This window comes from Streptomyces sp. NPDC057623 (genome assembly GCF_042800355.1).
Taxonomy (GTDB): domain Bacteria; phylum Actinomycetota; class Actinomycetes; order Streptomycetales; family Streptomycetaceae; genus Streptomyces.
This window is the reverse complement of the sequence record NZ_JBHVGZ010000044.1, coordinates 61,156-83,572: the sequence shown is the minus strand read 5'-3', so window position 1 is coordinate 83,572 and position 22,417 is coordinate 61,156. Positions and strand designations below refer to the sequence as shown.

Sequence of the window (22,417 nt, the reverse complement as noted above, 5' to 3'; positions counted from 1 at the left end):
GCGCCTTCGGCGCGCCGCCGGATGCGGCTTGCCGCACCCCGGCCCGGCATGCGGCCTTCGGCCGGTCCGGTCCGGGGCGCCGCCGCCCCGGCGCGCGGAGCAGGCGACGCCAGAAAGTGAGCCGATTCACCACAGCCCACCTGGTCTGTCCTCGCCGGTGGACTCTGGCCCGTGCTCACGGCCTCCAGCACCTCAGCTACCGATCCGCACTCGGACGTCTCACCGGCCAGCTCCAAGACCCAGCCCCGCCCGGCATCAGGCAACCCAGCCCCGCCGGAGACCACCGGCCGAACTTGCCCGGGGTTCAACCCTCTTGGGCTGGGGCCGACGGCCTACGAGGCTTTAGGCAGCCACCATGGAGCGAGCCTCTAAGAACAGGGGGCCGATCGGGCTATTGCGGGCAGGTCCCAAAGACTGCCCGATCCGCAGGGCAGCGTAAGGCCCCCTGTTCACTCGCTCCATGGCAGCTCCCGCCCAAAGCCTCTACGGCCGGCGGCGTGCCCACGCGCGCCATCACAGCGGCCCACGCCCGCAGACAGCAGAGCCCCGCCCATGCGTCACGGGGGACGTACGCACAGACGGGGTAGCCGACGCGCTGGGTACTGCTTCACCATCGCTCAGCGAGCCGGGGTCATTCCTCAGGGGCCACGAGCGCCACGGCGACTACTCCCGCTTCCTGGTAAGCCACGCCAGCAATCCAGCGTTCTCCGCCAGGACCCTGCGACGGAAGGCTTCCACCTCGGGGTCACTCACGTTCCATGAGTGGTCGCGGGGGTGGTCCAGGTAGAGCCAGCACGCGTCGCCGTCCGCTCCGCCCTCGATCTCGCAGTGCGTCAGCGACTCGAACCGCATGGTTCCGCCGTCCGGTGCCCATCGCACCCACAATGCTTCTTCCGGCTTGTGCTCCCAGTCCCACGCGAAGGCGGCATGTTCGTCTCCATGCCACAGGCCGAGTTCGCACCGAACAGCGCCGGGGGCTTCTTCAAGTTGGTGGCCGGTGACAAGGCCCTGTCCGGCGAGAATGGCTATCGTCAGTTCGGCAATCGGCACTTCGGCCGTGGCGGTGCACTGACGCATCAGTCGTCCCGCGTCACACGGGCGTGATCGGCCGCGACAACGCCGTCCGGGGTCGTCCGGACGTGCGCAGGCGACGCCAGCAGATGCGCCGCCACCTTCTGCACCACATCGGCGTTCCACGTCCCCATGGCCACCATCGGACGACCGTCCGGCGCCACACGCGGAGCCAGCCAGCGAAGATCCCGCCTCGGAACCCCGACCGCCAGCAAGGCCCGGACCAACACCTCATGCGCATCAGCAGCAGCCCTCTTGCTGCTCTTGTAGACCTCCATCGGAATCACGAGCACCGCCCCCTGCCCCGGTGCGGATGATTCCGGATCTCGATATTGAGATCCGAGACCTTGGACATGTCACACTTCGCTCGTGCTTCCGAACGCTGACTGTCCAACGCTTGGCACACATCGCAATCCACCACAGGCTCAGGGTCACCATCGAGCCTCAGCGGCAGTTCAACGGGCGGACTCGGGTAGGTCCTGGGCAAGGTCATGTGCTCACCCCCATCCACTGGCGCAACGTGGAAATCTGGCTGTACGTGTCATGTCGTCAACCCCCACATAGTTGGTGGCCACGCCTACAACCTCCCCTTAAGACCTGTCTCAACTGCCCTTAATAAAGCGGGAGTTGACGTCACGTAGCCGCTGCGAGGCACCCACTCCGGGGCGAGTCGCCAGAAGCCCCCGGCTTCTATGAGTGCAGCCAACTCCGCCACGTCGCCAGCCGGGGCCGAAGCTGTCTCTTGATCGGACACGACCGCTCCTCTCCGTAGCGCTTCCACTACTAAGTAGGTTCAGCGTGTCCCTGCGGCGCTACGATCAACAGAGGCTTCGCGGTGACAGATGCGCTGGTCACCGTGACAACGCGCCCTGTCACACGGAGGCTTGGGGATGACGGTCGAAGAACAGGACCTCAAGGAAAAGGACTCGATGCTGACGTTCTTCGGGTCCGAGGTGCAGCGGTTGCGGGGCAGGAAGGGGGTGTCTCAGGATGCGCTGGCCAAGGCAACTCACTGCACGAGAACCCTGGTCAACAAGATCGAGAACGCGGTCAGGGTGCCGTCGAAGGACTTCGCCAAGTACGCCGACGAATTCCTTGACGCTGAGGGACACTTGAGTCGGCTGTGGCCGCTCGTCATCCTCTACGCGTACCCGAGCTGGTTCCGACCGTTCGTCGAGCTGGAGAAACAGGCAGCGGTCATCCGTACGTTCGAGCACACCCTCGTCCCCGGACTGCTACAGACCAGGGACTACGCCAGAGCGACTCTGACGGTCCGCCGTAACAACGACGTTGACACGCTGCTTGATGCTCGCATGGAGCGACAGACCATCCTCGAACGCGGCGACCCGCCTGAGCTGTGGGCCGTCGTACATGAAAACGCGTTGCGGCTGAGGGTGGGTGACGCCAGGGTGATGCGCGAGCAGCTGAACCATCTGCTGGACATGTCCGAACGGCCGTCCATTGTGATTCAGGTCGTTCCTTCCAGCGTCGGCGCCCACGCCGGTATCAACGGAGCCTTCCATACCCTCACCTTCAAAGAAGGCGTCAAGGGCGCCCCGGCGCTCCCAATCGTCCATGTCGACGGCTTCTTGAGGGGTCAGCTTTTGGCGGATCCGGCAGATTTCAAAGCGGCGGACCGGGCCTATGATCTGCTCATGGGCGATGCCCTGTCCGTGCAAGCGTCGATCGATCTGATCGCCGACGTCGTGAAGGAAACAACGTGATCCGCGCAAACAGTCTGCCCGAGGCGGCATGGCGCAAGAGCAGCTACAGCGGCGACAACGGCGGAGCGTGCGTCGAGGTTGTTGACGGTCTGCCCGTCGTGCCCGTCCGTGACTCGAAGAACAAGGAGGGCGCCGCCCTGACCGTGAGCCGCTCGGCTTGGGCTGCGTTCGTCGACTCGCTCTAACCCCCTGCACGACAAGGGCCCCTCCCACCACGATGTGCCTTGGGAGAGGGCCCTTCTCTGTCTGGCGCCGAGTGGTCTAAGGTCAGTCGAGAAAAGAAAGGTTGTTCAGTGGTCTTCGCCTGGCCGAAGGATTTCACTTTCGTCTGCCCGACCGAGATCGCGGCCTTCGGCAAGCTGAACGAGGAGTTCGCCGACCGCGACGCCCAGGTCCTCGGCTTCTCCGGTGACTCGGAGTTCGTCCACCACGCCTGGCGCAAGGACCACGACGACCTGCGCGACCTGCCGTTCCCGATGATGGCCGACTCCAAGCACGAGCTGATGCGCGACCTCGGCATCGAGGGCGAGGACGGCTTCGCCAAGCGCGCCGTCTTCATCGTCGACCAGAACAACGAGATCCAGTTCTCCATGGTGACCGCCGGCTCCGTCGGCCGTAACCCCAAGGAGGTCCTGCGGGTCCTGGACGCCCTCCAGACGGACGAGCTCTGCCCGTGCAACTGGAGCAAGGGCGAGGACACCCTGGACCCGGTCAAGCTGCTTGCCGGAGAGTGAGTGACATGTCCCTCGACTCCCTCAAGTCCCGCATTCCGGACTACGCCAAGGACCTGAAGCTCAACCTGGGCTCGGTCATCGGCAATTCGGACCTCCCGGCGCAGCAGCTGTGGGGCACGGTGCTCGCCACGGCGATCGCCGCGCGTTCCCCGATCGTGCTGCGCGAGCTGGCGCCGGAGGCGAAGGCGAACCTCTCGCCGGAGGCGTACAGGGCGGCGAAGTCCGCGGCCGCCGTGATGGCGATGAACAACGTCTTCTACCGGACCCGGCATCTGCTGTCCGACCACGAGTACGGCAACCTGCGCGCGGGGCTCCGTATGAACGTCATCGGCAACCCGGGTGTCGACAAGGTCGACTTCGAGCTGTGGTCGTTCGCCGTGTCCGCCATCAACGGCTGCGGTCTGTGCCTCGACTCGCACGAGCAGGTGCTGCGCAAGGCGGGCGTGGACCGCGAGACGGTTCAGGAAGCGTTCAAGATCGCGTCGGTGATCCAGGCGGTTGGCTCCACCCTGGAAGCCGAGGCCGTGCTGGCCGACGTCGAGTAGTCCCCGTCGCTCCGCGGACCCCGCTCACCCCGCGTGGGCGGGGTCCGCCGCGGTGCCCTCACCCTCGCTCCTGGGGGCCGCGCCCTCAGCCCCCTCTTCGGCCTGAACGTCCCCGTCCTCGACCGCCGGACGGGCTGGATGCCTCAGCACCGCCTCCTGCGAGTACGCCCGCAGATACCCCACGATCGTGTTCGTCACCGCCACCAGCGGTACGGCGACCACCGCGCCACCGATCCCGGCGACCATGCCCCCGGCCGCGACCGACAGCACCACCGCCAGGGGGTGCACACGGACCGCGCGTCCGAGGATGAACGGCTGGAGGATGTGGCCCTCGATCTGCTGGACCGCCAGCACCACCACGAGGGTCATGACCGCGGTGAAGATGCCCTGTGTCACCAGCGCCACGACCACGGCAAGGGCCCCGGACGCCACCGCGCCGACGAGCGGGATGAAGGAGAAGAGGAAGATGAAGACGGCCAGCGGGACGGCCATCGGGACGTCGAGGAAATAGATGCCGATACCGATGAAGACGGCGTCGATGAGGGCGACCAGGACCGTGCCGCGTACATACGCCGTGAGCGTCGCCCAAGCGCGCGGGCCGGCACCGGCGACGCCCGGCCGGGCCGCGGCGGGCACCAGCTTCAGCGTCCACTCCCAGATGCGCTTGCCGTCGTAGAGCAGGAAGAGCGTCGAGAAGGCGGCCAGCAGGATGCCGGTGAGTGCCTCGACGACGACCGTGACGCCTTCCAGCCCGGCCGAGGTGATCTCGTCGGTGTTGGCGCCGATCGCCTCCCGGAGGTTCTCGGCGATCTCGTTGATCTGTTTGTCGGTGACGTGGAAGGGGCTGTTGAGCAGCCAGTTGCGCAGCTCGTCGATGCCGTCCTGGACCTGGTCGGAGAGGTTGTCGATGTTCTCCATGACCTGCCAGGTCACGAACCAGCCCATCAGCCCGATGATGACGAACCCGAGGATCGCGGTCAGGGCGGTGGCGAGCCCGTGCGGCACCCCACGCCGCGTCAGCCAGGCCACCGAGGGCTGCATCAGCGCGGTGAGCAGCAGCGCGATGACGAAGGCGAACACGACGAGTTGAACGGCGCTGATGACCCGCATCAGCACCCAGACCGTGCCGGCCAGCACCAGCAGCCGCCAGCCGGCCTCGGCCGCGACCCGGACACCCCACGGCACGACCTGCGCGGGGTCGGGCCGGGGTGGCGGAGCCATGGGCGCGTAGTCGGGGGGCCTTGGGACGTGGTCGGCGGCCGGCGCGGGCGCGACGGCGGCGGACTCGGTCACGGCGTCGGCGGCGGGCCGTCGCGCCGGCTGGAGCTCGTCGGCCTCCCGTTCGACCGCGGCCCGGCGCTCGTTCAACCGCTCACTCATCTCGGTCAGTCCGGCCCCGAGCCGACCGAGCCACCCTGGCACTCGCGACATGATCCGTCCTCTTCCCCCGTCTCTCCTCACCACTCCCCCCGGAGTCGTCCGTCCGACCGTACATGTCCGGGGGCTCACAAGCGCGACAGCCCCTCACCAATGGACGGTGAGGGGCGACGCAGGGTTGAGAAGCGCGCCCCGAAGGGGCGCGGGGAACCGCGGCGAGGGCCTAGTACCAGTGGTTGGCCTGCCAGAAGGACCAGGCACCGCACGGGCTGTCGTAGCGGTCGTTCATGTAGTTCAGGCCCCACTTGATCTGGGTGGCCGGGTTCGTCTGCCAGTCCGAGCCGACGGACGACATCTTCGAACCGGGCAGGGCCTGGAAAAGTCCGTAGGCGCCCGACGAGGGGTTCACCGCCTGGTAGTTCCAGTCGGACTCGTGGTCCACGATGTTGCTGAAGCACTGGAACTGGTCGCTCGGCACGATCGATCGCGCCATCGACTGGATCTGCGAGATGCTGTACGAGCTCTGAATGGGGAAGTCGCCGGCGGAGGACCGGGAGGCCTTCGCCTCGGCCTCTTCGCGCTCCTTGGCTTCCTGCGCGGCCTTCTCGGCCTGTTCCTTCTTCTCGATCGCGGACTGAGCGGCTGCCTTGCGGGCCGACTCCTCCGCGTCCTTCTTGGCGGTCGCGTCCGCGGCGATGGCCTGGACGCTGGCCTGCGCCGTCAGGGACTCGGTCTGCACCTGGGCCTGCTGGCCCGCGGGTATGTCCGCGAGAAGCGTCGAATCGGCAGCCGTCGCTTCGGCGTCGTTGTTCTGCGCGGTGCTGCCCGAGGCAACGCCGACGACGCTTCCGACAGCGGTGACCGCGGTGGCAGAGGCCACTGCGAATCCCCTGACCGAAATCGGACTCACACGGTTTCCTTCCAGCATCGTCCGCTTCGGTGACCCTGGCGGACGCAATCGTGCCCCTGGCGCTGGCCTCCCAACTGCGGGGTCACGGGAGGCGCGGACCCGGTGGGCAACTCCCTCGAGGAGAGCGCCGCGTGGTGAACTCGGGCGGCATACGACGACGCTATGGAGTTGGCTGTGATGCTGCTGTGGTGCCGTACCGCTGGGGGTACAGGTGTGTCGTATGCGGGGCCTGACAGGAGTGAGACTCTGCCGTACCCCGACGCCGCAAGGCAATTCCGTGTTGCGTGTGAAAGCTCACACCTCGTTTGTCCCAGGGGTTTTACGGAAAGCCGCACACGCCGAGGCGCCGCCCGGATAGGCTCACTGCCTTTTCCGAACGGCGCCAACCAACGAGTAGCTACCGCAAGTTGAGCACTTGGGTCAGATCTGCCCGTCCTCCAGCATTTCGGTCACAAGGGCGGCGATCTGGGACCTCTCGGACCGCGTCAGCGTGACGTGGGCGAAGAGGGGATGTCCCTTCAGCTTCTCCACGACGGCGACGACACCGTCGTAGCGCCCGACCCTGAGGTTGTCCCGCTGGGCCACGTCATGGGTCAGAACGACCCGCGAGTTAGCACCAATTCGGGACAGAACAGTCAGCAGGACATTCCTTTCCAGTGACTGTGCCTCGTCCACGATCACAAACGCGTCATGGAGCGAGCGCCCGCGGATGTGGGTGAGTGGCAGCACCTCCAGCATTCCCCGCGCGGTGACCTCTTCGATGACCTCGCGGCTGGTGACCGCGGACAGCGTGTCGAAGACCGCCTGCGCCCAGGGGCTCATCTTCTCGGCCTCGGAGCCGGGCAGATAGCCGAGTTCCTGCCCGCCCACCGCGTACAGCGGCCGGAAGACCATCACCTTCTGGTGCTGACGGCGTTCGAGCACCGCCTCCAGGCCGGCGCACAGCGCGAGTGCCGACTTGCCCGTGCCGGCCCGGCCGCCCATGGACACGATCCCGACGTCCGGGTCCAGCAGCAGGTCGAGCGCGATCCGCTGCTCGGCGCTGCGCCCCTTGATGCCGAACGCCTCCCGATCGCCGCGCACCAGACGGACGTTGCCCTCGGGCGTGATCCGGCCCAGCGCCTTGCCGCGCTCGGAGTGGATCGTCAGTCCGGTGTGCACGGGAATGTCGGAGGCTTCGGGGACATAGATGTGACCTTCCTCGAAGAGGATGTCCACCTGTTCGCCCGGCAGGGTCAGTTCGGACATTCCGGTCCAGCCGGACGAGTCCGTGATGGCGAGCTCGGCGCGGTACTCCTCGGCGAGGAGCCCGACGGACGAGGCCTTGATCCTGAGCGGGAGGTCCTTCGACACGACGGTGACGTCGAATCCCTCGGCCTGGAGATTACGAGCGACCGCGAGGATGCGGGAGTCGTTGTCCCCCAGGCGGTAGCCGGTCGGCAGCACGCTGGGGTCCGAGTGGTTGAGCTCGACACGGACGGTCCCGCCGAGGTCCCCGATCGGGATGGGGGCGTCGAGACGGCCGAACCTCACCCGGAACTCGTCCAGCAGCCGCAGTGCCTGCCGGGCGAAGTAGCCGAGTTCGGGATGGTGCCGCTTGGCCTCCAGTTCCGTCACCACGACGATGGGGAGCACGACCTCGTGCTCGTCGAAGCGGTTCAGGGCGTTCGGGTCGGCCAGCAGGACGCTGGTGTCGAGAACGTAGGTGCGCCGGTCAGGCATACGGCGCTTTGTGCTGGTCACCACGGAAGGACGTACCCCCTCGGATGAGGTCGGGGAGCGACGGAGTGGAGCTGGACCGGTCGTCGGCCGCTCTGCACGGGCCGAAAACCGGCCCCCCGCGTCTTCTTCCGTGCCGTGACCGCACGGTGGGGCTGGTGCAAAGGGCCTCCCGGGCGGACGGCCCCGTGCCGTCCGCTGAGATACGACACCCGTGGTTCGGGTGTCGACCTGCTTGGCTTATGCCCTCGAACATGCGCCGCCATGCTTACGCATATGACGGCGCCCTGGTGAACTCCTCGTTACTTCCGCCCCAAATGCGGTACTCACGCCCGAGCTGGGCAAGCGGTGTTTCAGCCGCCGTAACGCCGGTGGCGCGCCGCGTAGTCACGCAGGGCGCGCAGGAAGTCCACCTTGCGGAAGGCCGGCCAGAAGACCTCGCAGAAGTAGTACTCCGAATGGGCCGTCTGCCACAGCATGAATCCGGACAACCGCTGCTCGCCGCTGGTCCGGATGACGAGGTCGGGGTCGGGCTGGTCGCCGGTGTAGAGGTGGCTGCCGATCAGGTCGACGCTGACGGACTCGGCGAGGTCTTCCATCGAGGTGCCCTTGTCGTGGGCGTCGACGATCATCGAGCGCACGGCGTCGGCGATCTCCTGGCGGCCGCCGTAGCCGATGGCGACGTTGACCAGTATCCCGTCGACGTGCGCGGTGGTTTCCTCGGCTTCCTTGAGGGTGGTCTGCATTCCGGACGGCAACAGATCCGGCGTGCCGACGTGGTGCACGCGCCAGCGGCCGTCGGCGGCGAGGGTGCGGACGACGTCCTCGATGATCCCGAGGAGCGGGCCGAGCTCGTCCTGCGGCCGGTCGAAGTTGTCCGTCGACAGCAGCCAGAGGGTGACGACCTCGACGTCCGTCTCGGAGCACCAGCCGAGGAACTCCTCGATCTTCTCCGCACCGGCGCGGTGACCGTGGACGGTGGTGGAGCCGGAGGCCTTCGCCCAGCGCCGGTTGCCGTCCATGATCACGCCGATGTGCTTGGGCACCTGAGCGTGGTCCAGGTGACCTTCCACCCGGCGTGCGTACAGCCTGACCAGCAGGCCCCGCAGCTTGTCGCGCAGGTTCACGTGATTGTCAGCCCCTCCGTACGAATGCGGTCCCCGCGCATGGAGCGTACCGGGGTTTGCGGTCGGCGCGTCTTCGGAGGTGCGGGCGGGTTGTCGGCGCCTTGGGCGAGGGAGGTGTCCGGTGGGCGTCGACGCCCCCTGGTCCGGGGACAAAAAACGGGCCGGTCCGTGGGGGGGGAGACGGACCGGCCCGAGGGGGGGTTTCCACCATAACCCTTCGTAAGTGATGCTGCGTGCATCGGCGTGCCACAACTACTCTCCGAAATCGCTCGGCGACGGCCCGGTAGCCGCGAGAGGGCCTCTTTGTGGCTGATTCATGGCTGGAGTGGGGCGTTTTCCCAGGGGAAACGGGCGGGAAGCGGCTGGATGCGGTGGGTTTGCCGCATCTTGAGCACCGCTCGGCGACTTGTCCGCGCTTCCCTCCCCCGGGTGACCCCGACCGCGAACGTCGACTTGACGGGGCTCGGGACTCGCGGGGCGAAAGCGATTTCGATGCGACGCGCGTCCAGCTGGGGCATGTGTCGGGGCGCGGCACCGCGCAGCCCCCTCCGCCGCGCGGTGCCGCCGCGCAGCTTTGCTTACGCGAATTACCTTGGTCCGAACTTACGTGAGGGGTAAAGGGAAAGCGAGTCAGCCTCCATAACAATGTGGGAAAGGTGAGGGTTCCTTGGATGCGCAGGGGCCCTGGGGGCCTTCGCGTGCGGATGCACGGTTTGCACCAGGCGGTGTCCAGCGCCCGTGCCTGACCTGTATGCGGCCTACCGTCGTCCCATGACCGCACACACGAGCAGGACGATCACGTGGGACGAGGCGAGTGCGCGGCGGATGGAGCGGCAGTTCCTGGCCCGTCCCGCCGAGCGCGGCACACCCGTGGCCGAGGTGGCCGGGGCGATGCTGGGCGCGCATGCGCAGGTGCTGTCCGCGGCCGAGGTGTCGGTGGGGGTGAGGGCCGCCGGGCTGACCCGGGCGGACGTACGGGCCGCGCTCTGGGACGACCACTCCCTGGTGAAGACGTTCGGCCCGCGCGGAACCGTGCATCTGCTCCCCGCCGCCGAACTGCCCCTGTGGTGCGGTGCGCTCACCGCGATTCCGACGGGTCCGAGCGCGTTCCCCCCGGATGTCCGGGTGACGGAGGAACAGGCGGAGCAGATCGTGGCGGCGATCGGGGACGCCCTCGACGGAGTGTGCCTGACCGTGGAGGAGCTCGGCGAGGAGGTCGTGGCGCGCACCGGTCCATGGGCCGGTGACCGGGTGATGCCCGCCTTCCAGGACCTGTGGCCGCGCTGGCGGCAGGTAGTGCACCGGGCCGGCCAGTCGGGCGCGCTGTGCTTCGGCCCGAACCGGGGGCGAAAGGTGACGTACACGCGGCCGCCGGCGTTCGAGCCGGGAGCGGTGTCGGGGCAGACGGCCCTGCGTGAACTCGTACGGCGGTACCTGAGCGCGTACGGCCCGGCGGCGCCTCGGCACTTCGCCAAGTGGCTGGCGGCGCCCGCGGGGTGGGCGGTTTCCCTGTTCAGGGAGCTGGCGGAGGCCGGTGAGGTCGAGGAGGTCGCGTTCGAGGGAGAGGCGGCCTGGGTGGTGGCGGGTGACGCCGGGTTCCCGGAGGGGCAGGTGCGTGGCGTGCGGCTGCTGCCGTACTTCGACGCGTACGCCATCGCCGCGCAGCCCCGGGAGTCCCTCTTCCCCGGGGAGGCGTACCGACGGGGCCTGGCGGGCGGCCAGGCGGGGAACTTTCCGGTGCTGTTGGTGGACGGAGTGGTGGCGGGGGTCTGGCATCAGCGGCGCCAGGGACGTCGTACGACGGTGACGGTGGAGCTGATCGGGCGGGGACTGACGGCACGGCAGGAGCGGGAGCTGGGTGAGCAGGCGGAGCGGGTCGGGGAGGTGCTGGAGGCGCGGGCGGAGTTGGTGGTCGGGAAGGTGACGGTCGGTCCGCACGCGTAGGGGGGAGGCGGCTCAGGCGTCGGCGTCGGGCTTGCGGGCCTCGAAGAGGTGGCGGGTGCTGTACGCGACGAAGGGGCCCTCGGTCTCGATCCGCTCGTGCAGGGCGCGGAGCTGGGGTCGGTACGCCTCGACGGTGAAGCCGGGAACCATCCAGATGACCTTCCGCAGAAAATGAACCACGGCGGCGATGTCGTGGAACTCCATGCGCAGCCGCTCGGCCCGCACGTCGACGACCTCCAGTCCGGCCGCCTCGGAGCCGGCGCGCTCGCGGTCGGGGTGGCGGGCGCCGCTCTGCTCCGCCGGGAGGGGCCCGAGGAAGTACTCGACGAGTTCGAAAGCGCTGCGGGGCCCGACATGCTGGGCGAAGTAGCCGCCGCCGGGCGAAAGGACGCGGGCGATCTCGTCCCAGTGCGGGCTGACCGGGTGCCGGCTGACGACGAGGTCGAAGGTGTCGTCGGCGAAGGGCAGCGGGACGTCCTCGGGGGCGGCCACGACGGCGACGCCGTGCGGCCGCAGAAGGGCGGTGGCCTTGGCGACGTTCGGCGGCCAGCCCTCGGTGGCGACGGCGAGGACGGGTTGCTCGGGAGCGGCGCGGCGCAGGGCGAAGTCGAGTACCTCTCCTCCCCCGGTCTGGATGTCGAGGGCGGCGCTCACGCGGGACAGCCGCCCGGCGAGCGAGGTGGCGTATCCCCATGACGGCCGGGCCTCGGTGGCGCGTCCCTCGAACCAGGAGAAGTCCCAGCCCTCGGTGGGCACGGCGGCGCCTTCCGCGACCAGGTCCTCGAAGGTACGGGTGGGCTGCGACTCCTTCATACGGTGATCGTCTCAGGGGGCCGTCGGTGGGCGCCCCTGATTTTCCGCGGCGCCGGGGAGAACGAGCAGCATGTGTTCGTCGTCGCCGTGGCGGACCGTACCGGCGTGCTGGAAGCCGTGCCGTTCGAGGACCCGTACGGACGCGGTGTTGCCGTGGAAGGGGTCGGCGTACAGGGGGCGGGTCCCGTCGAGTTCGAGGAAGAGGGCGAGGGCCCTGGTGCCGATGCCCCGGCCCCAGTACGGCCGCCCGAGCCAGTAGCCGAGGAAGCGGCGGTCGCCGTCCCACCAGGAGACGACGCTGCCGGCCGCGTCGTCCCCGACCACGACCGTGCGCACGAGGCAGCTCTCGTCCCCGAGCACGCCCGTCCGCCAGTGCTTCATGAAGGCGTCGCGCGGCCGGGGCGTGAATCTCGACCGGCGGACGGCCTCCGGATCGTGCTCGTAGGAGAGGAACGCCTCGAGGTCGGCGTCCAGCACCTCTCGCAGGCGTACGGCGGCGTGGTCGTCGCCCTGCTCATCGCTCGCGTCCGTCATGTCCAGGAGTGTGGCAGGAGCCACTGACAACGCCGCTTCCCGTCGGCCGGGGCGGGGCCGTACGGCCCGCGGACCCTGCGGCTCACGGCACCAGCGGCCGCACTTCCTCCGCCGTGAACCGGATGAACCCCTCCGGATCGGGCTCGTCCCCCGTCGGCTGGAGGACCACGGTGTCCGCACCCGCGTCCGCGAGGCGCCGCACGGCCCGCGCGACGGTGCGCGCGTCACCGGCGACACCGAGGTCGGGCACGGATTCCAGCCCCTCCTCCGCGAGCTCGGCCCGCAGACGGGCAGGCCCGTCGGCGCCGGTGGCGGTCAGGAGGTAGACGACGACCTGGTGCGGCGCGTCCTGGGTACGTCCTGCCGACTCCCGCCCCTCGTCGATGAGTTGCCGTGCCCGCCGTACCCCGTCGGGCGGGGTCGAGGCGGTGAGCAACGTCCCGTCGGCCGCCTCCCCGGCGAGTCGCAGCGAGCGGGGCCCGGTGGCCCCGGCGATGACGGGCACCGGCTCGGCGGGCGGCCAGTCCAGGGCGACGTCGTCGAGCATCACATACCGCCCCTCGACGGTCACCCGCTCCCCGCGCAGCAGGGTCCGCAGCACGTCGAGGTGCTCCCGCAACAGGGTCACCGGCGACTCGACCCGCGCCCCGACCGACCCCATCCAGTCCTGCACGCCGTGCCCGACCGCGAGGATCGGCCGCCCCGGGAACATCCGGTGCAGGGTCGCGGCCTCCATCGCGGTGACGGCGACGTTCCGCAACGGCACGGGCAGCAGTCCCACACCGATCCTGATCCGCTCGGTCCAGGCGAGGGCGGCCGCCGCGGCGGAGATCCCGCCCTCCCGGAAGCAGTCCTCCCAGAGCCAGAGCTCTTCGAGACCCGCGCTGTCGGCGAGCCGGGCGACGGACCGGAGTCGTTCGGGGGCCAGCTGGGGACGGAATACTGCGCCGAGTCCGGTCATGCGATCTTTCCTACCCGGGTAGCACTCGCCGGACAACCCGAGTTCGGAAACGGAGTCCTGGAGGTGACTGCGGATGGGACGGCAGTGGCGTGACGGCCGCGGGGCGCTGGTCGTGCACGGGGAGCGGGGTGACGTCCCGGTCCCCCTGGAGATCGCCTCGTCGTACCGTGCCCGCACGCGGGGGCTCCTGCGGCGTGACTCCGTCGACGGGGCGATGCTGCTCACGCCCGCCGGCGGCGTGCACACCTTCCGCATGCGCATCGCCATCGACGTCGCCTACCTCGACCGTGGGCTGAACGTCATCGCCGTACGCACCATGAAGCCGGGGCGGCTGGGCCGTCCCCGGCTGCGGTCGCGGCACGTGCTGGAGGCGGAGGCCGGGGCGATGGCGGAGTGGGGGCTGGTGACGGGAGCGCGGGTGACGGTCACCGGCGCCGCTCGTCCCCTCTCCTGAGCCCCGTCCGCACCCACGGGCTCCCCCGTCGGCCGACGCGCGCTCAACCGCGGGACACGGTGCCCCCGTCGGCCCCCGGCGACCCATGGCCCCCGGCGTCCCGGCTCAGCTCGTGACGGTGCCCGGCGTCCTCCCGGCTCACCTCGTGGTGACCCCCGTCGGGCCGCGGCAGGGGCTTGAGGTCGACCTGGATGCGGTGGGTGGCGTCACGGCTCACCGAGCCGCCGAGCCGGGCCTCGACCACGCCGAGGCGCAGTCCCGCCCCGCCCTCACCGGCCCGGTGGAACTGGACCGAGAACTCCAGGCTGACCTGCTCCACGCTGAACCGCCAGTCGCTCGCCACGCCCTCGGCCTGGGCCCGTGCCAGCTCCGCACGGACCGTGCCGATGGCCTCCGCGAGCCCGACCGGTTTCGGGTCCCTCATGCCGTCCCCCAAGCCGTCCGCCATGTCGTCCACCCCGCCAACTCACCCTCGGCTTGCCTTGATTGGCCGATCCAACCTGGTCATGAGTCTAGGGACGCACCATGCTCCACGCGTAGTGTGAAGCGTTATGGGGGAGTTACGCGCAGACTGGAGGCTCAGGTTGCGGCGCGGGGGCGCGCGCGGCCCCATCGCCGGCGCCGGCGTGCTCGTCGACCAGAACACGGCGCTGACCTGTGCGCACGTGGTGCGCCATCCGGACGCCGTGATGTGGCTGGAGTTCGCGGAGAACCGTGACCTCGAACCGGTGGCCGCACGGGTCCTGCCCGGGGGGTGGCTGCCGGAGGCCGAGGGCGGTGAGGACATCGCCGTACTGCGCCTGGACAGCCCGCGCCCGCAGGCGCGACCCGCGCCGCTGGAACCGAGGCTGCGGGGCGGCATGGAGGTGTCGGCGACCGGATACGCGCAGGGCTTCGACGACGGCATGACCCTGTGGGGTCGCGTCAGCGGGGCCAGCGGCGAACGGGTACAGCTCGACGCCGTCACCAAGGCGGACGTGGTGCGCGCGGGCTTCAGTGGCGCCGCCGTGTGCACGCGGCCGGGCGAAGGGCGGCCCGCGCGGGTGGTCGGCCTCGTCGTCAGCTGGCGCGGCGACATGGGCGAGCTGCTCCCGGAGGACAACCGGCTCGCGTTCTCGTATCTGATCCCGGTCGACCGTATCGCCGAACTCTCGCCGCAGGTCAAGGAGTTGAGCAGCCCCTACGCCTGGGACCACGGCTTCGAGGAGCGGCTGACCCGGTGGTTCGAGGACCCGGACGAGGAGCCGGTGAAGATCACCGTGGTGGCTCCCGGCAGCGGCAAGGACCGCTCGCTGAGCCATCTGCGGCACCGCGCCCAGCTCGTGTACCGCGGCGGCGGCTCCAGCAGACCGGACCTCGCCGACCACGCCCTGGAGCACATCGCCTTCCCGCCCGGCCAGTACCTGGCGTACTGGGACTGGCTGCTGGGAACCAGGCGCCGCCCCGCGCGGGCACCCGTCCTCGCCGCCGGCCGGCCGCCCCCCACGGTCCTCGTCGAGGGGCTCGACGAGGAGGCCGAGCCCGGCCCCCTGATCGAACTCCTCGCCCGGCTGCGGGAGTGCGGCTGCCGGCTGTTGCTCGTCTTCCGTCACGCGGGCGGCACCGGCTGGACCGCTGCCTACGAGGAACTCCTGCGGCCGGCGCTCCTCGGCCACGCGGACGCGCTGCTCGCGAGGGCCCGGCGTGCGGAGTTCAGCCGCACGGTCCAGCTCGGCGTCGTCGACGAGAATTCGCTCGTCTCCGCGACCGAGACGGCCGACCTGCGCCAGGCCGAACGCCGCCTGATCGACGAACTGACGGATCCGCAGCAGCAACTCACCGCCCTGCGCGAACTGATCGGCACACTGCGGACCGACCTGCGCCGCCAGGGAGGCCGGCCATGAAGCGTCCCGCGCGCCCGACGCCACGGCCTGTCCGACGGATCTGCCAACCGATCCCCACAGATCGGCCCAGCGGGCGGCTCAGCAGGCGGCCCAGCGGGCGGCCCAGCGGGCGGCCCGGCGGGCGGCCCGGCGGATCGGTCGGGCAGTCCTGCGGCGGATCGGCCGGGCGGATCTGTCCGGCGGACCGGTCCAGCGGGGACCAGCCCGGCGGACCTGGCGGCAGATCGGCCGGACAGGCATGCCGACGGATCGGCCCGGCAGATCCGCCGACGGATCGGTCCAACGGACCAGCCCCGCAGATCGGCTCGGCGGACCTGTCCAGCAAAGCTGTCCAGCAGATCGGCCCAGTAGATCGGCCCGGCGCATCGATCCGGACGCCGTAGAGGGCATCTCGTCACCGCGGGCGGGCCGCGTGGCGTCGGTATGAGTCGCCGGACGGGCGGCGTGAGGGAGGAGGGCGAGGGGACGATGACGTACTGCCCGCATCGGCGGTTCACGGGAGCGTCCTGCGGCGGCTCTCTCCTGCCGACCGGTCACTGTGCCGAGTGCGGCCGTCACGAGAGCGGTCCCGGGCTGCCGCCGCTGCCCGCGGACCCGCGGCACCTCGGCCCCAGGGAACTCCTCGCGCTGCCCGAGCGCGAACCGCGCTCCGAGCAGGCCCGCCTCATCGATCCCGAGGCACCGCTGCGCGTGCACATGGGCTGCTCGGCCCCCGAGTGCGGGGTCGTCTTCGCCCCTCCGTACACCGAGGGCCCGGTGCCGGTCGAGGGGTACTGCCCGGCCTGCGGCGAGCCGTACTCGTACCGGCCCGAACTCGCCGAGGGCGACGTGCTGCGCGACCAGTACCGGATCATGGGGCCCATCGCGCACGGCGGCCAGGGCTGGGTCTATCTCGCCGAGGACACCCACCTCGGTGACGTGGTCGCCGTCAAAGGGCTGCTCAACCGCTACGAGCGGGACGGCGCCCGGCTCGCCGACGTCGAACGCCGCAACCTCGTCGCCATCCGCCACCCCCGGATAGTCCAGATCCGTGACTTCGTCGCCCGGCGTGCCGACACCGGCCAGGTGACCGGCGGCTACGTCGTCATGGACGACGTCGGCGACGGCACCCTGGAGAAGGTCGTCGAGGAGACCCGGCGCGGGGAGCGGGTCCTCGACATCGAGGACGTCGCGGCGTACGGCTGCCAGATCCTCGAGGCCCTCGGCCATCTGCACGCGGGCGGCGAACCGGTCTTCGTGTACGGGGACCTGAAGCCCTCGAACGTCGTGCACCACAGGGACGGCGTCAAGGTCATCGACCTCGGCGGCATGCGCGAACAGGGCCAGAGCGAGCCTCCCGCCCATGTCACGCCCGGCTACATGGCACCCGAGACCGAGTCCTCCGGCCTGCCCACCGTCGCCCATGACCTGCACACCGTCGGCGCCACCCTGCGCCGCCTCGCCGGCTGGGCCGTCGACGAGGTGCCCGGCCTCGGTGCCGCCTCCTTCTGGTGGGTCGTCGAGCGCGCCACCCGCCCGGACCCGGACCTGCGCTTCGCCGGCGCCCAGGACATGGCCGGCCAACTGCGGGGCGCCCTGCGGGAGATCCGGGCCCTGCGCGGCAAGAGCGACCCGCCCGAGCCCTCCCAGTACTTCCGGCCGTCCCCACGGCTGCTCGGCGCCCGGCTCGGTACGGTGCCGGGCATCGAGCACTGGCTCGACCGCCCACGCCGCGACCGGTACGAGCCGCCCGCCACACCCTCCCTCGACCTCGGCGCGCCCACGCCCACGGAGATCGCCCGCTGTCTGCCGGTGCCCGTGCACTATCCGGGCGATCCGCAGACCGCACGGTTCGAGGTGAGCGGTGGCTACGACCCGAACCGGCTCCTCGGCCAGGACGGCGAACAGCCCACCTCGGTGGAGATCTGCCTGCACAACGTGCGCGTCCTGCTCAGCCGGAACACGCGGGAGGACCTGGAACGTGCCCAGGACGAGCTCGACACCGCCGACTCCATTCCCGGGCCGCGTGCCGTGCGTCGATGGCGGCTCGAATGGCACCGCGCCCTGGTCGCGCTGCGCCGCGCCGACCTCGACTCCGACCTGCGCCAAGTCGCCGACGCCAAGCGTCACTTCACGCTGGTCCGCCTCGACCTGCCCGGCGAGTACGCGCCCAAACTGGCCCTCGCCTACTGCGGGGAACTGCTCGGCGACGACACGGCCGGACCCACCGCCAAGGAGCTGTACGAGGCGGTGTTCGCCCGCAACGCCTCGCACGGCGGAGCCGCCCTCGGCCTGGCCCGGCTCGCGCTCCGGGAGGGCGACCGCGAGGCGGCCCTGGACGTCCTCGGCCGCGTCCGCGCCGGCTCCCTGGACCACAACGTCGCCCGGATCGCCTCCCTCCGCATCCGTACGGCCCGACTGCCGGGCGGCGGTGATCCGCTGCCCGCGCCCGCCGAGGCCGACGCGGCGCTGACCGAGCTGCGCGGCCTCATGCGCCGCAACCCGGGCTTCGGCGAGCCGAGCCTGTCCGAGGACGAGGCGCTGCGCCTGAGCACGGAACTGCTCGAGTGGAAGCTGGACGCGCTCAGCAGCCGCGACGACGGGCTCGGGGCCGTGCCCTCTGCGGCCCCACCGCCTCGCGGTCCCGCGGCCGGACCCCGAGCCGACGCAGCCCCCGCGGCGGTGGGCTCCGGACGGTTCGGCGCCCACGGCCGCAGACACCCGCACCCCCAGGAGCGCGAGGTGCGTGCGCAGATGGAGCGGCACTACCGGCAACTGGCCGCACATCACCGGGAGTCGGCCGCCGCCCACGAACTCCTGGTGGACCTCTCCCACGCGGTCCGGCCACAGACCGCGATCTGAGCGCACGGCACGCCACCCGCACGGCAACGGACCGCAACGGCACCACCCCGGTACGAACGGCGACGAAGGCGAAGGAGCGGTGACGTACGACATGAGCAGCCCCACCCGGCCGCCGCATCTGGGAATTCAGCTGTACGTCGACCTCGACCGCCACCTGCACCCGCACCGCAGCGCCAAGATCGAGGCGCATCTGCGGGTCGACGTGACCGCCACCGGCGCCGCCGCCGAACTGCCGGCCGTCGAACTCGCCGTGATCATCGCGGTGGACGTCGCCGAGACCCACCGGCCGGCCCTCCAGCGCGCCCTGCCCGCCGCACTGCGCGCCCTGCCCGACGACATCTCCTTCACCGTGCTCGGCGGCGGCCCCGAGCCCGCCCCCTGCTATCCGCTGGGCGGTGCCGAGTGGGCCGTCGCCGACCAGCAGCACAGACGCCGGGCCGCCTTCGCCGCGGGCGCCGTCCCGCTGCACCGGGACGGTCCGCGCCCCGCCGGATACGCCGCCTGGGCGGCACGGGCCCGCGCCCTGCTCGCCGCCCGCCCGCTGTCCGTACGGCATCTGCTCCTGATCACCGACGGCAGCAGCGCCGAGGGCGAGACGCGGCTCGACGAGGAACTGGACGTCTGCGCGGGGCAGTTCACCTGCGATGTGCTCGCCGTGGGCACCGACTGGCCCCCGGACCCCCTGCTGACCCTCGCCGAGCGGCTGCACGGCACCGCCGAGTTCGTGGCCGACGGGCTCAGCTCGGCGATCACCGGCGCCGTCCGGCGGCTGCGCCGGGTGCACACCCCCCAACTGCCCATCGAGGTGACCGTGCGGCCCGCCGTCCGCCAGGTCGCCCTGAACGAGAAGGCGCCCCGGCCGCACCGGCTCGGCGGGCTGCCCCAGCCCGGCCGGCCACATCTGTGGTGCTTTCCCACGTACCAGTGGGAGCCGGGCTCACGCGACTATCTGCTCACCCTCGTCGCCGACGCCGACGCCGACCCGCTGGAGACCGACCTTCAGTTCGCCATGGTCTCCGTCGGCGATGTCCATGTACCCGTCACCGCCCGCTGGCACCGGCCCGAGCGGCCGCCCCAGGGCGCGCAGGGCGGCGGCGTGCCGTCCATGAAGACCACCACGCTGATGCGGTCCGCCCTGCGCAAGGGCCTGGTCGCCTTCGGGGAATCCCGACGGGACGACGCCGAACGCCTCTTGGGGGAGGCCGCCCGCCTGGCGGTGCGGCTGGGCGGCCAGGACTGGGTGCTGGACGAGATCCTGACGGTGGCCGTCGTCGTGGACGCGTCCGCGGGCCGGGTCCGGCTGCGCCCCGCCGTGGACGCCGACACGCTCGCCCCGATGATCCTGCGCGCCGGGTCCCGTCCGGGCGGCACCCTCACCGACATCGCCGACCCGCGGCCCGGCCCGCGCTGCGGGCACTGCGACACCCCGGCCGGGAGCGAGGCCCGTTACTGCATCCACTGCGGGGAGAAGCTGCTGTGACGACCGGACGCACCGTCTCCTGGCGCACGCACTCCCCTGCCGCCCTCTGGCGGCGGCGCCTGCGCCCCTGGCGGACCCGCCGGCTGCTGGAGGTACACCTGCTGGTCCTGACGGTGTGCGCCGGCGTCGCGGTGAGTTCGCTGCTCGTCTCCTACCGCCAGACCCCGCAGGCCGCCCAGGCGGTCGCGTCCCGGGAGGCACCCGCCGTGCAGGGCCTCGCCGCCACCCGGCTCGCGGTGCTGCGTGCCGACTGGGAGGCCCGTGTGCTGGTGAACCGGGGACTCGCCGACGTCGCCGGCTCGGGCGAGACGTACCGGGCCCAGCTCTCCGCGGCCGACCAGGGTCTGTCCCGGATCGCGGACCGGACGGACCAGGACCTCGGCACCGTCAACGGGCTGCTCGCCTCCTACGGCAACTCGATCACCCTCGGCACGGCGATGTACCGCGACCAGTCACTCATGCGGGACCAGAAGCTGGCCGAGGCGGACTCGCTGCTCACCCGCTCACGGGTCGGACTGGTGCCCCGGCTGGACCAGCTTCAGCAGAGCCAGACGCGGCGCGCCGCGGCCACCGCCACCATGGGGTGGTGGCAGCGCGGCGGCTGGTGGCTCGCCGAACTCGCCCTGGCGGCGCTGGCGCTGGCCCTGCTCTCGGCACAGTTCGTGCTGCGCGACCGCTGCGGCCGGGACTGGAACCCGTACCTGCTCGCCGCCTTCGCTCTCACCGTGCTGCTCGCGGTCGTCCCGCTGCTGACGGCGTTCTCCGCCCAGGACGACCTCGACAGCGTGCGCGCGGATCTGCAGTGGATCACCGAGATCTCCCAGCAGCACTCCGGCGACACGGACCCGGCCGAGGCGCAGCGGGCGGTCACGGAGAGGTCCGAGGAGGTCCGGCGGGCGCTGGCCGACGACACCTGGACCGGCAGGGTGCACCAGGGCGCCCTGATCGGCGGCCTGCTGGTCGTCGTCCTGCCCGCGGTGGGGCTCGGTCTACGGCTCGACAACGACTACTGGAGGCGACGGTGACCCGGCCGTTCAAGGTCCTGGTGTTCCTCGTGGTGCTGCTGCTGATCTCCGGCGGCGGCCTGGTGACGGTCTGGGCGCAGCGTGACCGCACCGAGCCGGTGACCATCCTCGGGCCATGGACGGACACCCAGGCAGAGCAGTTCGAGCAGGTGCTGCGGAGCTTCGGCATCCCCTTCGACTACCAGGGCACCGCGGCCCAACGGGAGGTGCTGCTCTCCCAGGTGCAGTCGGGGGAACCCCCGGACATCGCGATCATGCCGGGCGTCGGCGAACTCGCCGAGTACGCCGACCAGGAACTCCTCGGCCGACTGGACGGCCTCTACGACGAGGAGGAGTACGCCGCACCCTGGAAGTCGGCGGGCGAAACCGCCCAGGGCGTCTACTGGGTCCCGGTCAAGGCGGACCTGAAGAGCGTCGTCTGGTACCGCGAGGGCGACGAACCCGGCGGCTCACCGGCACCGCTGAAGAGCTGGTGCATCGGCATGGGTGACGACGGCGCCTCCGGCTGGCCCGGCAGCGACTGGATCGAGGACCTCGTACTGCAACGGGAGGGCCCGGACGTCTACGGGAAGTGGGCGCTCGGCGACGACGACGTGAAGTGGACCGGGGAGGCGGTGCGTTCGGCCTGGGAGGCGTGGGCCCGTCTGCTCCAGCAGAACAGGAAGGCGGCCGGGCGCGCCCTGCTCACCGATCACCGTGGCGTCCCCGGCAAACACGGGCTGCTGTTCTCGGGCCGGGGCGGGTGCGCCCTGGAGCACCAGGGCTCGTTCGCCCGCTCCTTCTACGGACGCGACCCCGCCCGCCTGACCGACTCCGCTCCACTGCTGCCCGAAGGCCCCTACCCGGTCCGGGCCCACGAGGTGACGGGCGACTTCGCCGCGCTGTTCAGCGACCGCCCCCAGGCCCGGAACCTGATCAGGAAACTCGCCTCCCGGGAGGGCCAGCAGGCGTGGGCCGGTTTCTCGAACGTCTTCTCCGCGAATCAGCGGGTGCCGGCAAAGGACGACCCCGTCGGGCGGACGATCGCCGACCGGCTCACCGGGGAGCACCCTCGCTGCCTGGACGCCTCGGACGTCATGGCACCCGCCGTGCGGGACACCTTCTACGAGGCCGCCCTGCTGACCATCGCCCGGGCCGCGGCGGGGGCGGACCTCGGCATGACGGGCCTCCTCACCGATCTGCAGAAGGTGCAGGACGCACAGCCCGACAGAGACGCGGCGCTGGAGACGGTGTGCAGCACGCCGTGAGCGGACCGGGGCCTTTGTCCCGTCCTCG

The 22,417-nt window shown here is 70.8% G+C and carries 21 protein-coding genes; 11 read left to right on the top strand and 10 right to left on the bottom strand.

What is annotated here, in order from left to right:
* Window positions 1–663: 663 nt before the first annotated feature.
* Window positions 664–1,077 carry a hypothetical protein gene (locus tag ACFU95_RS33635; RefSeq protein WP_383835560.1) on the bottom strand — a complete coding sequence of 138 codons (414 nt, stop codon included), beginning with the start codon at window positions 1,075–1,077 and terminating at the stop codon, window positions 664–666.
* Entirely contained in the window at window positions 1,077–1,358 is a 282-nt protein-coding gene (locus ACFU95_RS33630; protein ID WP_383835557.1) for a hypothetical protein, read from the bottom strand. The genes ACFU95_RS33635 and ACFU95_RS33630 overlap by 1 nt, the downstream gene beginning before the upstream one ends.
* Before the next feature lie 603 nt (window positions 1,359–1,961).
* Here ACFU95_RS33630 and ACFU95_RS33625 point away from each other — a divergent pair.
* From ACFU95_RS33625 to ACFU95_RS33610, 4 genes are read left to right on the top strand one after another with little or no spacing between them, the layout of a single operon-like run.
* Complete coding sequence (locus ACFU95_RS33625; protein ID WP_383835555.1) at window positions 1,962–2,795, top strand: Scr1 family TA system antitoxin-like transcriptional regulator; 834 nt, start codon at window positions 1,962–1,964, stop codon at window positions 2,793–2,795.
* Window positions 2,792–2,980 (top strand): DUF397 domain-containing protein, encoded by a 189-nt coding sequence (locus ACFU95_RS33620; RefSeq protein ID WP_383835552.1) that lies wholly within the window; start codon window positions 2,792–2,794, stop codon window positions 2,978–2,980. The genes ACFU95_RS33625 and ACFU95_RS33620 overlap by 4 nt, the downstream gene beginning before the upstream one ends.
* 57 nt (window positions 2,981–3,037) lie before the next feature.
* On the top strand, window positions 3,038–3,529 hold the full coding sequence (locus tag ACFU95_RS33615; protein WP_383835576.1) for a peroxiredoxin: 492 nt from the start codon (window positions 3,038–3,040) through the stop codon (window positions 3,527–3,529).
* A gap of 5 nt (window positions 3,530–3,534) precedes the next feature.
* Entirely contained in the window at window positions 3,535–4,074 is a 540-nt protein-coding gene (locus ACFU95_RS33610; protein ID WP_383835549.1) for an alkyl hydroperoxide reductase, read from the top strand.
* Between the two features lie 24 nt (window positions 4,075–4,098).
* Here the strand turns inward: ACFU95_RS33610 and ACFU95_RS33605 are convergent, their stop codons facing one another.
* From ACFU95_RS33605 to ACFU95_RS33590, 4 genes are all read right to left on the bottom strand, one after another.
* Window positions 4,099–5,505, bottom strand: a complete 1,407-nt coding sequence (locus ACFU95_RS33605; RefSeq protein ID WP_383835546.1) for an AI-2E family transporter — start codon at window positions 5,503–5,505, stop codon at window positions 4,099–4,101.
* Window positions 5,506–5,674: 169 nt separating this feature from the next.
* Window positions 5,675–6,361, bottom strand: coding sequence for a transglycosylase SLT domain-containing protein (locus ACFU95_RS33600; RefSeq protein WP_383835543.1), 687 nt, complete (start codon window positions 6,359–6,361; stop codon window positions 5,675–5,677).
* A 420-nt stretch (window positions 6,362–6,781) separates the two neighbouring features.
* On the bottom strand, window positions 6,782–8,107 hold the full coding sequence (locus ACFU95_RS33595) for a PhoH family protein (RefSeq protein ID WP_383835540.1): 1,326 nt from the start codon (window positions 8,105–8,107) through the stop codon (window positions 6,782–6,784).
* 326 nt (window positions 8,108–8,433) lie between these two features.
* Entirely contained in the window at window positions 8,434–9,207 is a 774-nt protein-coding gene (locus ACFU95_RS33590) for an isoprenyl transferase (RefSeq protein WP_383835536.1), read from the bottom strand.
* Window positions 9,208–9,978: 771 nt separating this feature from the next.
* On the opposite strand from ACFU95_RS33590, the gene ACFU95_RS33585 reads away from it, so the two are divergent.
* Window positions 9,979–11,151, top strand: a complete 1,173-nt coding sequence (locus ACFU95_RS33585; protein ID WP_383835533.1) for a winged helix DNA-binding domain-containing protein — start codon at window positions 9,979–9,981, stop codon at window positions 11,149–11,151.
* A gap of 12 nt (window positions 11,152–11,163) precedes the next feature.
* On the opposite strand, the gene ACFU95_RS33580 is transcribed toward ACFU95_RS33585, so the two are convergent.
* The 3 genes from ACFU95_RS33580 to ACFU95_RS33570 form a co-directional block, all read right to left on the bottom strand.
* Complete coding sequence (locus ACFU95_RS33580) at window positions 11,164–11,964, bottom strand: methyltransferase domain-containing protein (protein ID WP_383835530.1); 801 nt, start codon at window positions 11,962–11,964, stop codon at window positions 11,164–11,166.
* 12 nt (window positions 11,965–11,976) lie between these two features.
* Complete coding sequence (locus ACFU95_RS33575; RefSeq protein ID WP_383835528.1) at window positions 11,977–12,498, bottom strand: GNAT family N-acetyltransferase; 522 nt, start codon at window positions 12,496–12,498, stop codon at window positions 11,977–11,979.
* A gap of 82 nt (window positions 12,499–12,580) precedes the next feature.
* A complete protein-coding gene (locus ACFU95_RS33570) occupies window positions 12,581–13,459 on the bottom strand; it encodes an LLM class flavin-dependent oxidoreductase (protein WP_383835525.1) in 879 nt (292 codons plus the stop codon).
* Window positions 13,460–13,532: 73 nt separating this feature from the next.
* Here ACFU95_RS33570 and ACFU95_RS33565 point away from each other — a divergent pair, with 73 nt between their 5' ends.
* A complete protein-coding gene (locus ACFU95_RS33565) occupies window positions 13,533–13,913 on the top strand; it encodes a DUF192 domain-containing protein (RefSeq protein ID WP_383835522.1) in 381 nt (126 codons plus the stop codon).
* A 43-nt stretch (window positions 13,914–13,956) separates the two neighbouring features.
* Here the strand turns inward: ACFU95_RS33565 and ACFU95_RS33560 are convergent, their stop codons facing one another.
* Window positions 13,957–14,361 (bottom strand): trypco2 family protein, encoded by a 405-nt coding sequence (locus tag ACFU95_RS33560; RefSeq protein ID WP_383835519.1) that lies wholly within the window; start codon window positions 14,359–14,361, stop codon window positions 13,957–13,959.
* A 103-nt stretch (window positions 14,362–14,464) separates the two neighbouring features.
* Here ACFU95_RS33560 and ACFU95_RS33555 point away from each other — a divergent pair, with 103 nt between their 5' ends.
* From ACFU95_RS33555 to ACFU95_RS33535, 5 genes are all read left to right on the top strand, one after another.
* The gene (locus ACFU95_RS33555) at window positions 14,465–15,796 is read left to right on the top strand and encodes a serine protease (protein WP_383835516.1); all 1,332 of its coding nucleotides are present in this window, start codon (window positions 14,465–14,467) and stop codon (window positions 15,794–15,796) included.
* 423 nt (window positions 15,797–16,219) lie between these two features.
* Window positions 16,220–18,637 carry a tetratricopeptide repeat protein gene (locus tag ACFU95_RS33550; protein ID WP_383835513.1) on the top strand — a complete coding sequence of 806 codons (2,418 nt, stop codon included), beginning with the start codon at window positions 16,220–16,222 and terminating at the stop codon, window positions 18,635–18,637.
* Window positions 18,638–18,728: 91 nt separating this feature from the next.
* Window positions 18,729–20,117, top strand: coding sequence for a hypothetical protein (locus ACFU95_RS33545; protein WP_383835511.1), 1,389 nt, complete (start codon window positions 18,729–18,731; stop codon window positions 20,115–20,117).
* Window positions 20,114–21,142, top strand: a complete 1,029-nt coding sequence (locus ACFU95_RS33540) for a hypothetical protein (RefSeq protein WP_383835508.1) — start codon at window positions 20,114–20,116, stop codon at window positions 21,140–21,142. Before ACFU95_RS33545 ends, ACFU95_RS33540 begins: the two co-directional genes overlap by 4 nt.
* Window positions 21,139–22,389, top strand: coding sequence for an extracellular solute-binding protein (locus tag ACFU95_RS33535; RefSeq protein WP_383835505.1), 1,251 nt, complete (start codon window positions 21,139–21,141; stop codon window positions 22,387–22,389). The genes ACFU95_RS33540 and ACFU95_RS33535 overlap by 4 nt, the downstream gene beginning before the upstream one ends.
* Window positions 22,390–22,417 lie beyond the last annotated feature (28 nt).

Coding starts and splice junctions, on each gene's coding strand:
- ACFU95_RS33635 (WP_383835560.1), bottom strand. CDS start 1,077: ATGCGTCAGTGCACCGCCACGGCCGAAGTGCCGATTGCCGAACTGACG.
- ACFU95_RS33625 (WP_383835555.1), top strand. CDS start 1,962: ATGACGGTCGAAGAACAGGACCTCAAGGAAAAGGACTCGATGCTGACG.
- ACFU95_RS33610 (WP_383835549.1), top strand. CDS start 3,535: ATGTCCCTCGACTCCCTCAAGTCCCGCATTCCGGACTACGCCAAGGAC.
- ACFU95_RS33605 (WP_383835546.1), bottom strand. CDS start 5,505: ATGTCGCGAGTGCCAGGGTGGCTCGGTCGGCTCGGGGCCGGACTGACC.
- ACFU95_RS33585 (WP_383835533.1), top strand. CDS start 9,979: ATGACCGCACACACGAGCAGGACGATCACGTGGGACGAGGCGAGTGCG.
- ACFU95_RS33580 (WP_383835530.1), bottom strand. CDS start 11,964: ATGAAGGAGTCGCAGCCCACCCGTACCTTCGAGGACCTGGTCGCGGAA.
- ACFU95_RS33575 (WP_383835528.1), bottom strand. CDS start 12,498: ATGACGGACGCGAGCGATGAGCAGGGCGACGACCACGCCGCCGTACGC.
- ACFU95_RS33570 (WP_383835525.1), bottom strand. CDS start 13,459: ATGACCGGACTCGGCGCAGTATTCCGTCCCCAGCTGGCCCCCGAACGA.
- ACFU95_RS33565 (WP_383835522.1), top strand. CDS start 13,533: ATGGGACGGCAGTGGCGTGACGGCCGCGGGGCGCTGGTCGTGCACGGG.
- ACFU95_RS33560 (WP_383835519.1), bottom strand. CDS start 14,361: ATGGCGGACGGCTTGGGGGACGGCATGAGGGACCCGAAACCGGTCGGG.
- ACFU95_RS33555 (WP_383835516.1), top strand. CDS start 14,465: ATGGGGGAGTTACGCGCAGACTGGAGGCTCAGGTTGCGGCGCGGGGGC.
- ACFU95_RS33550 (WP_383835513.1), top strand. CDS start 16,220: ATGAGTCGCCGGACGGGCGGCGTGAGGGAGGAGGGCGAGGGGACGATG.
- ACFU95_RS33545 (WP_383835511.1), top strand. CDS start 18,729: ATGAGCAGCCCCACCCGGCCGCCGCATCTGGGAATTCAGCTGTACGTC.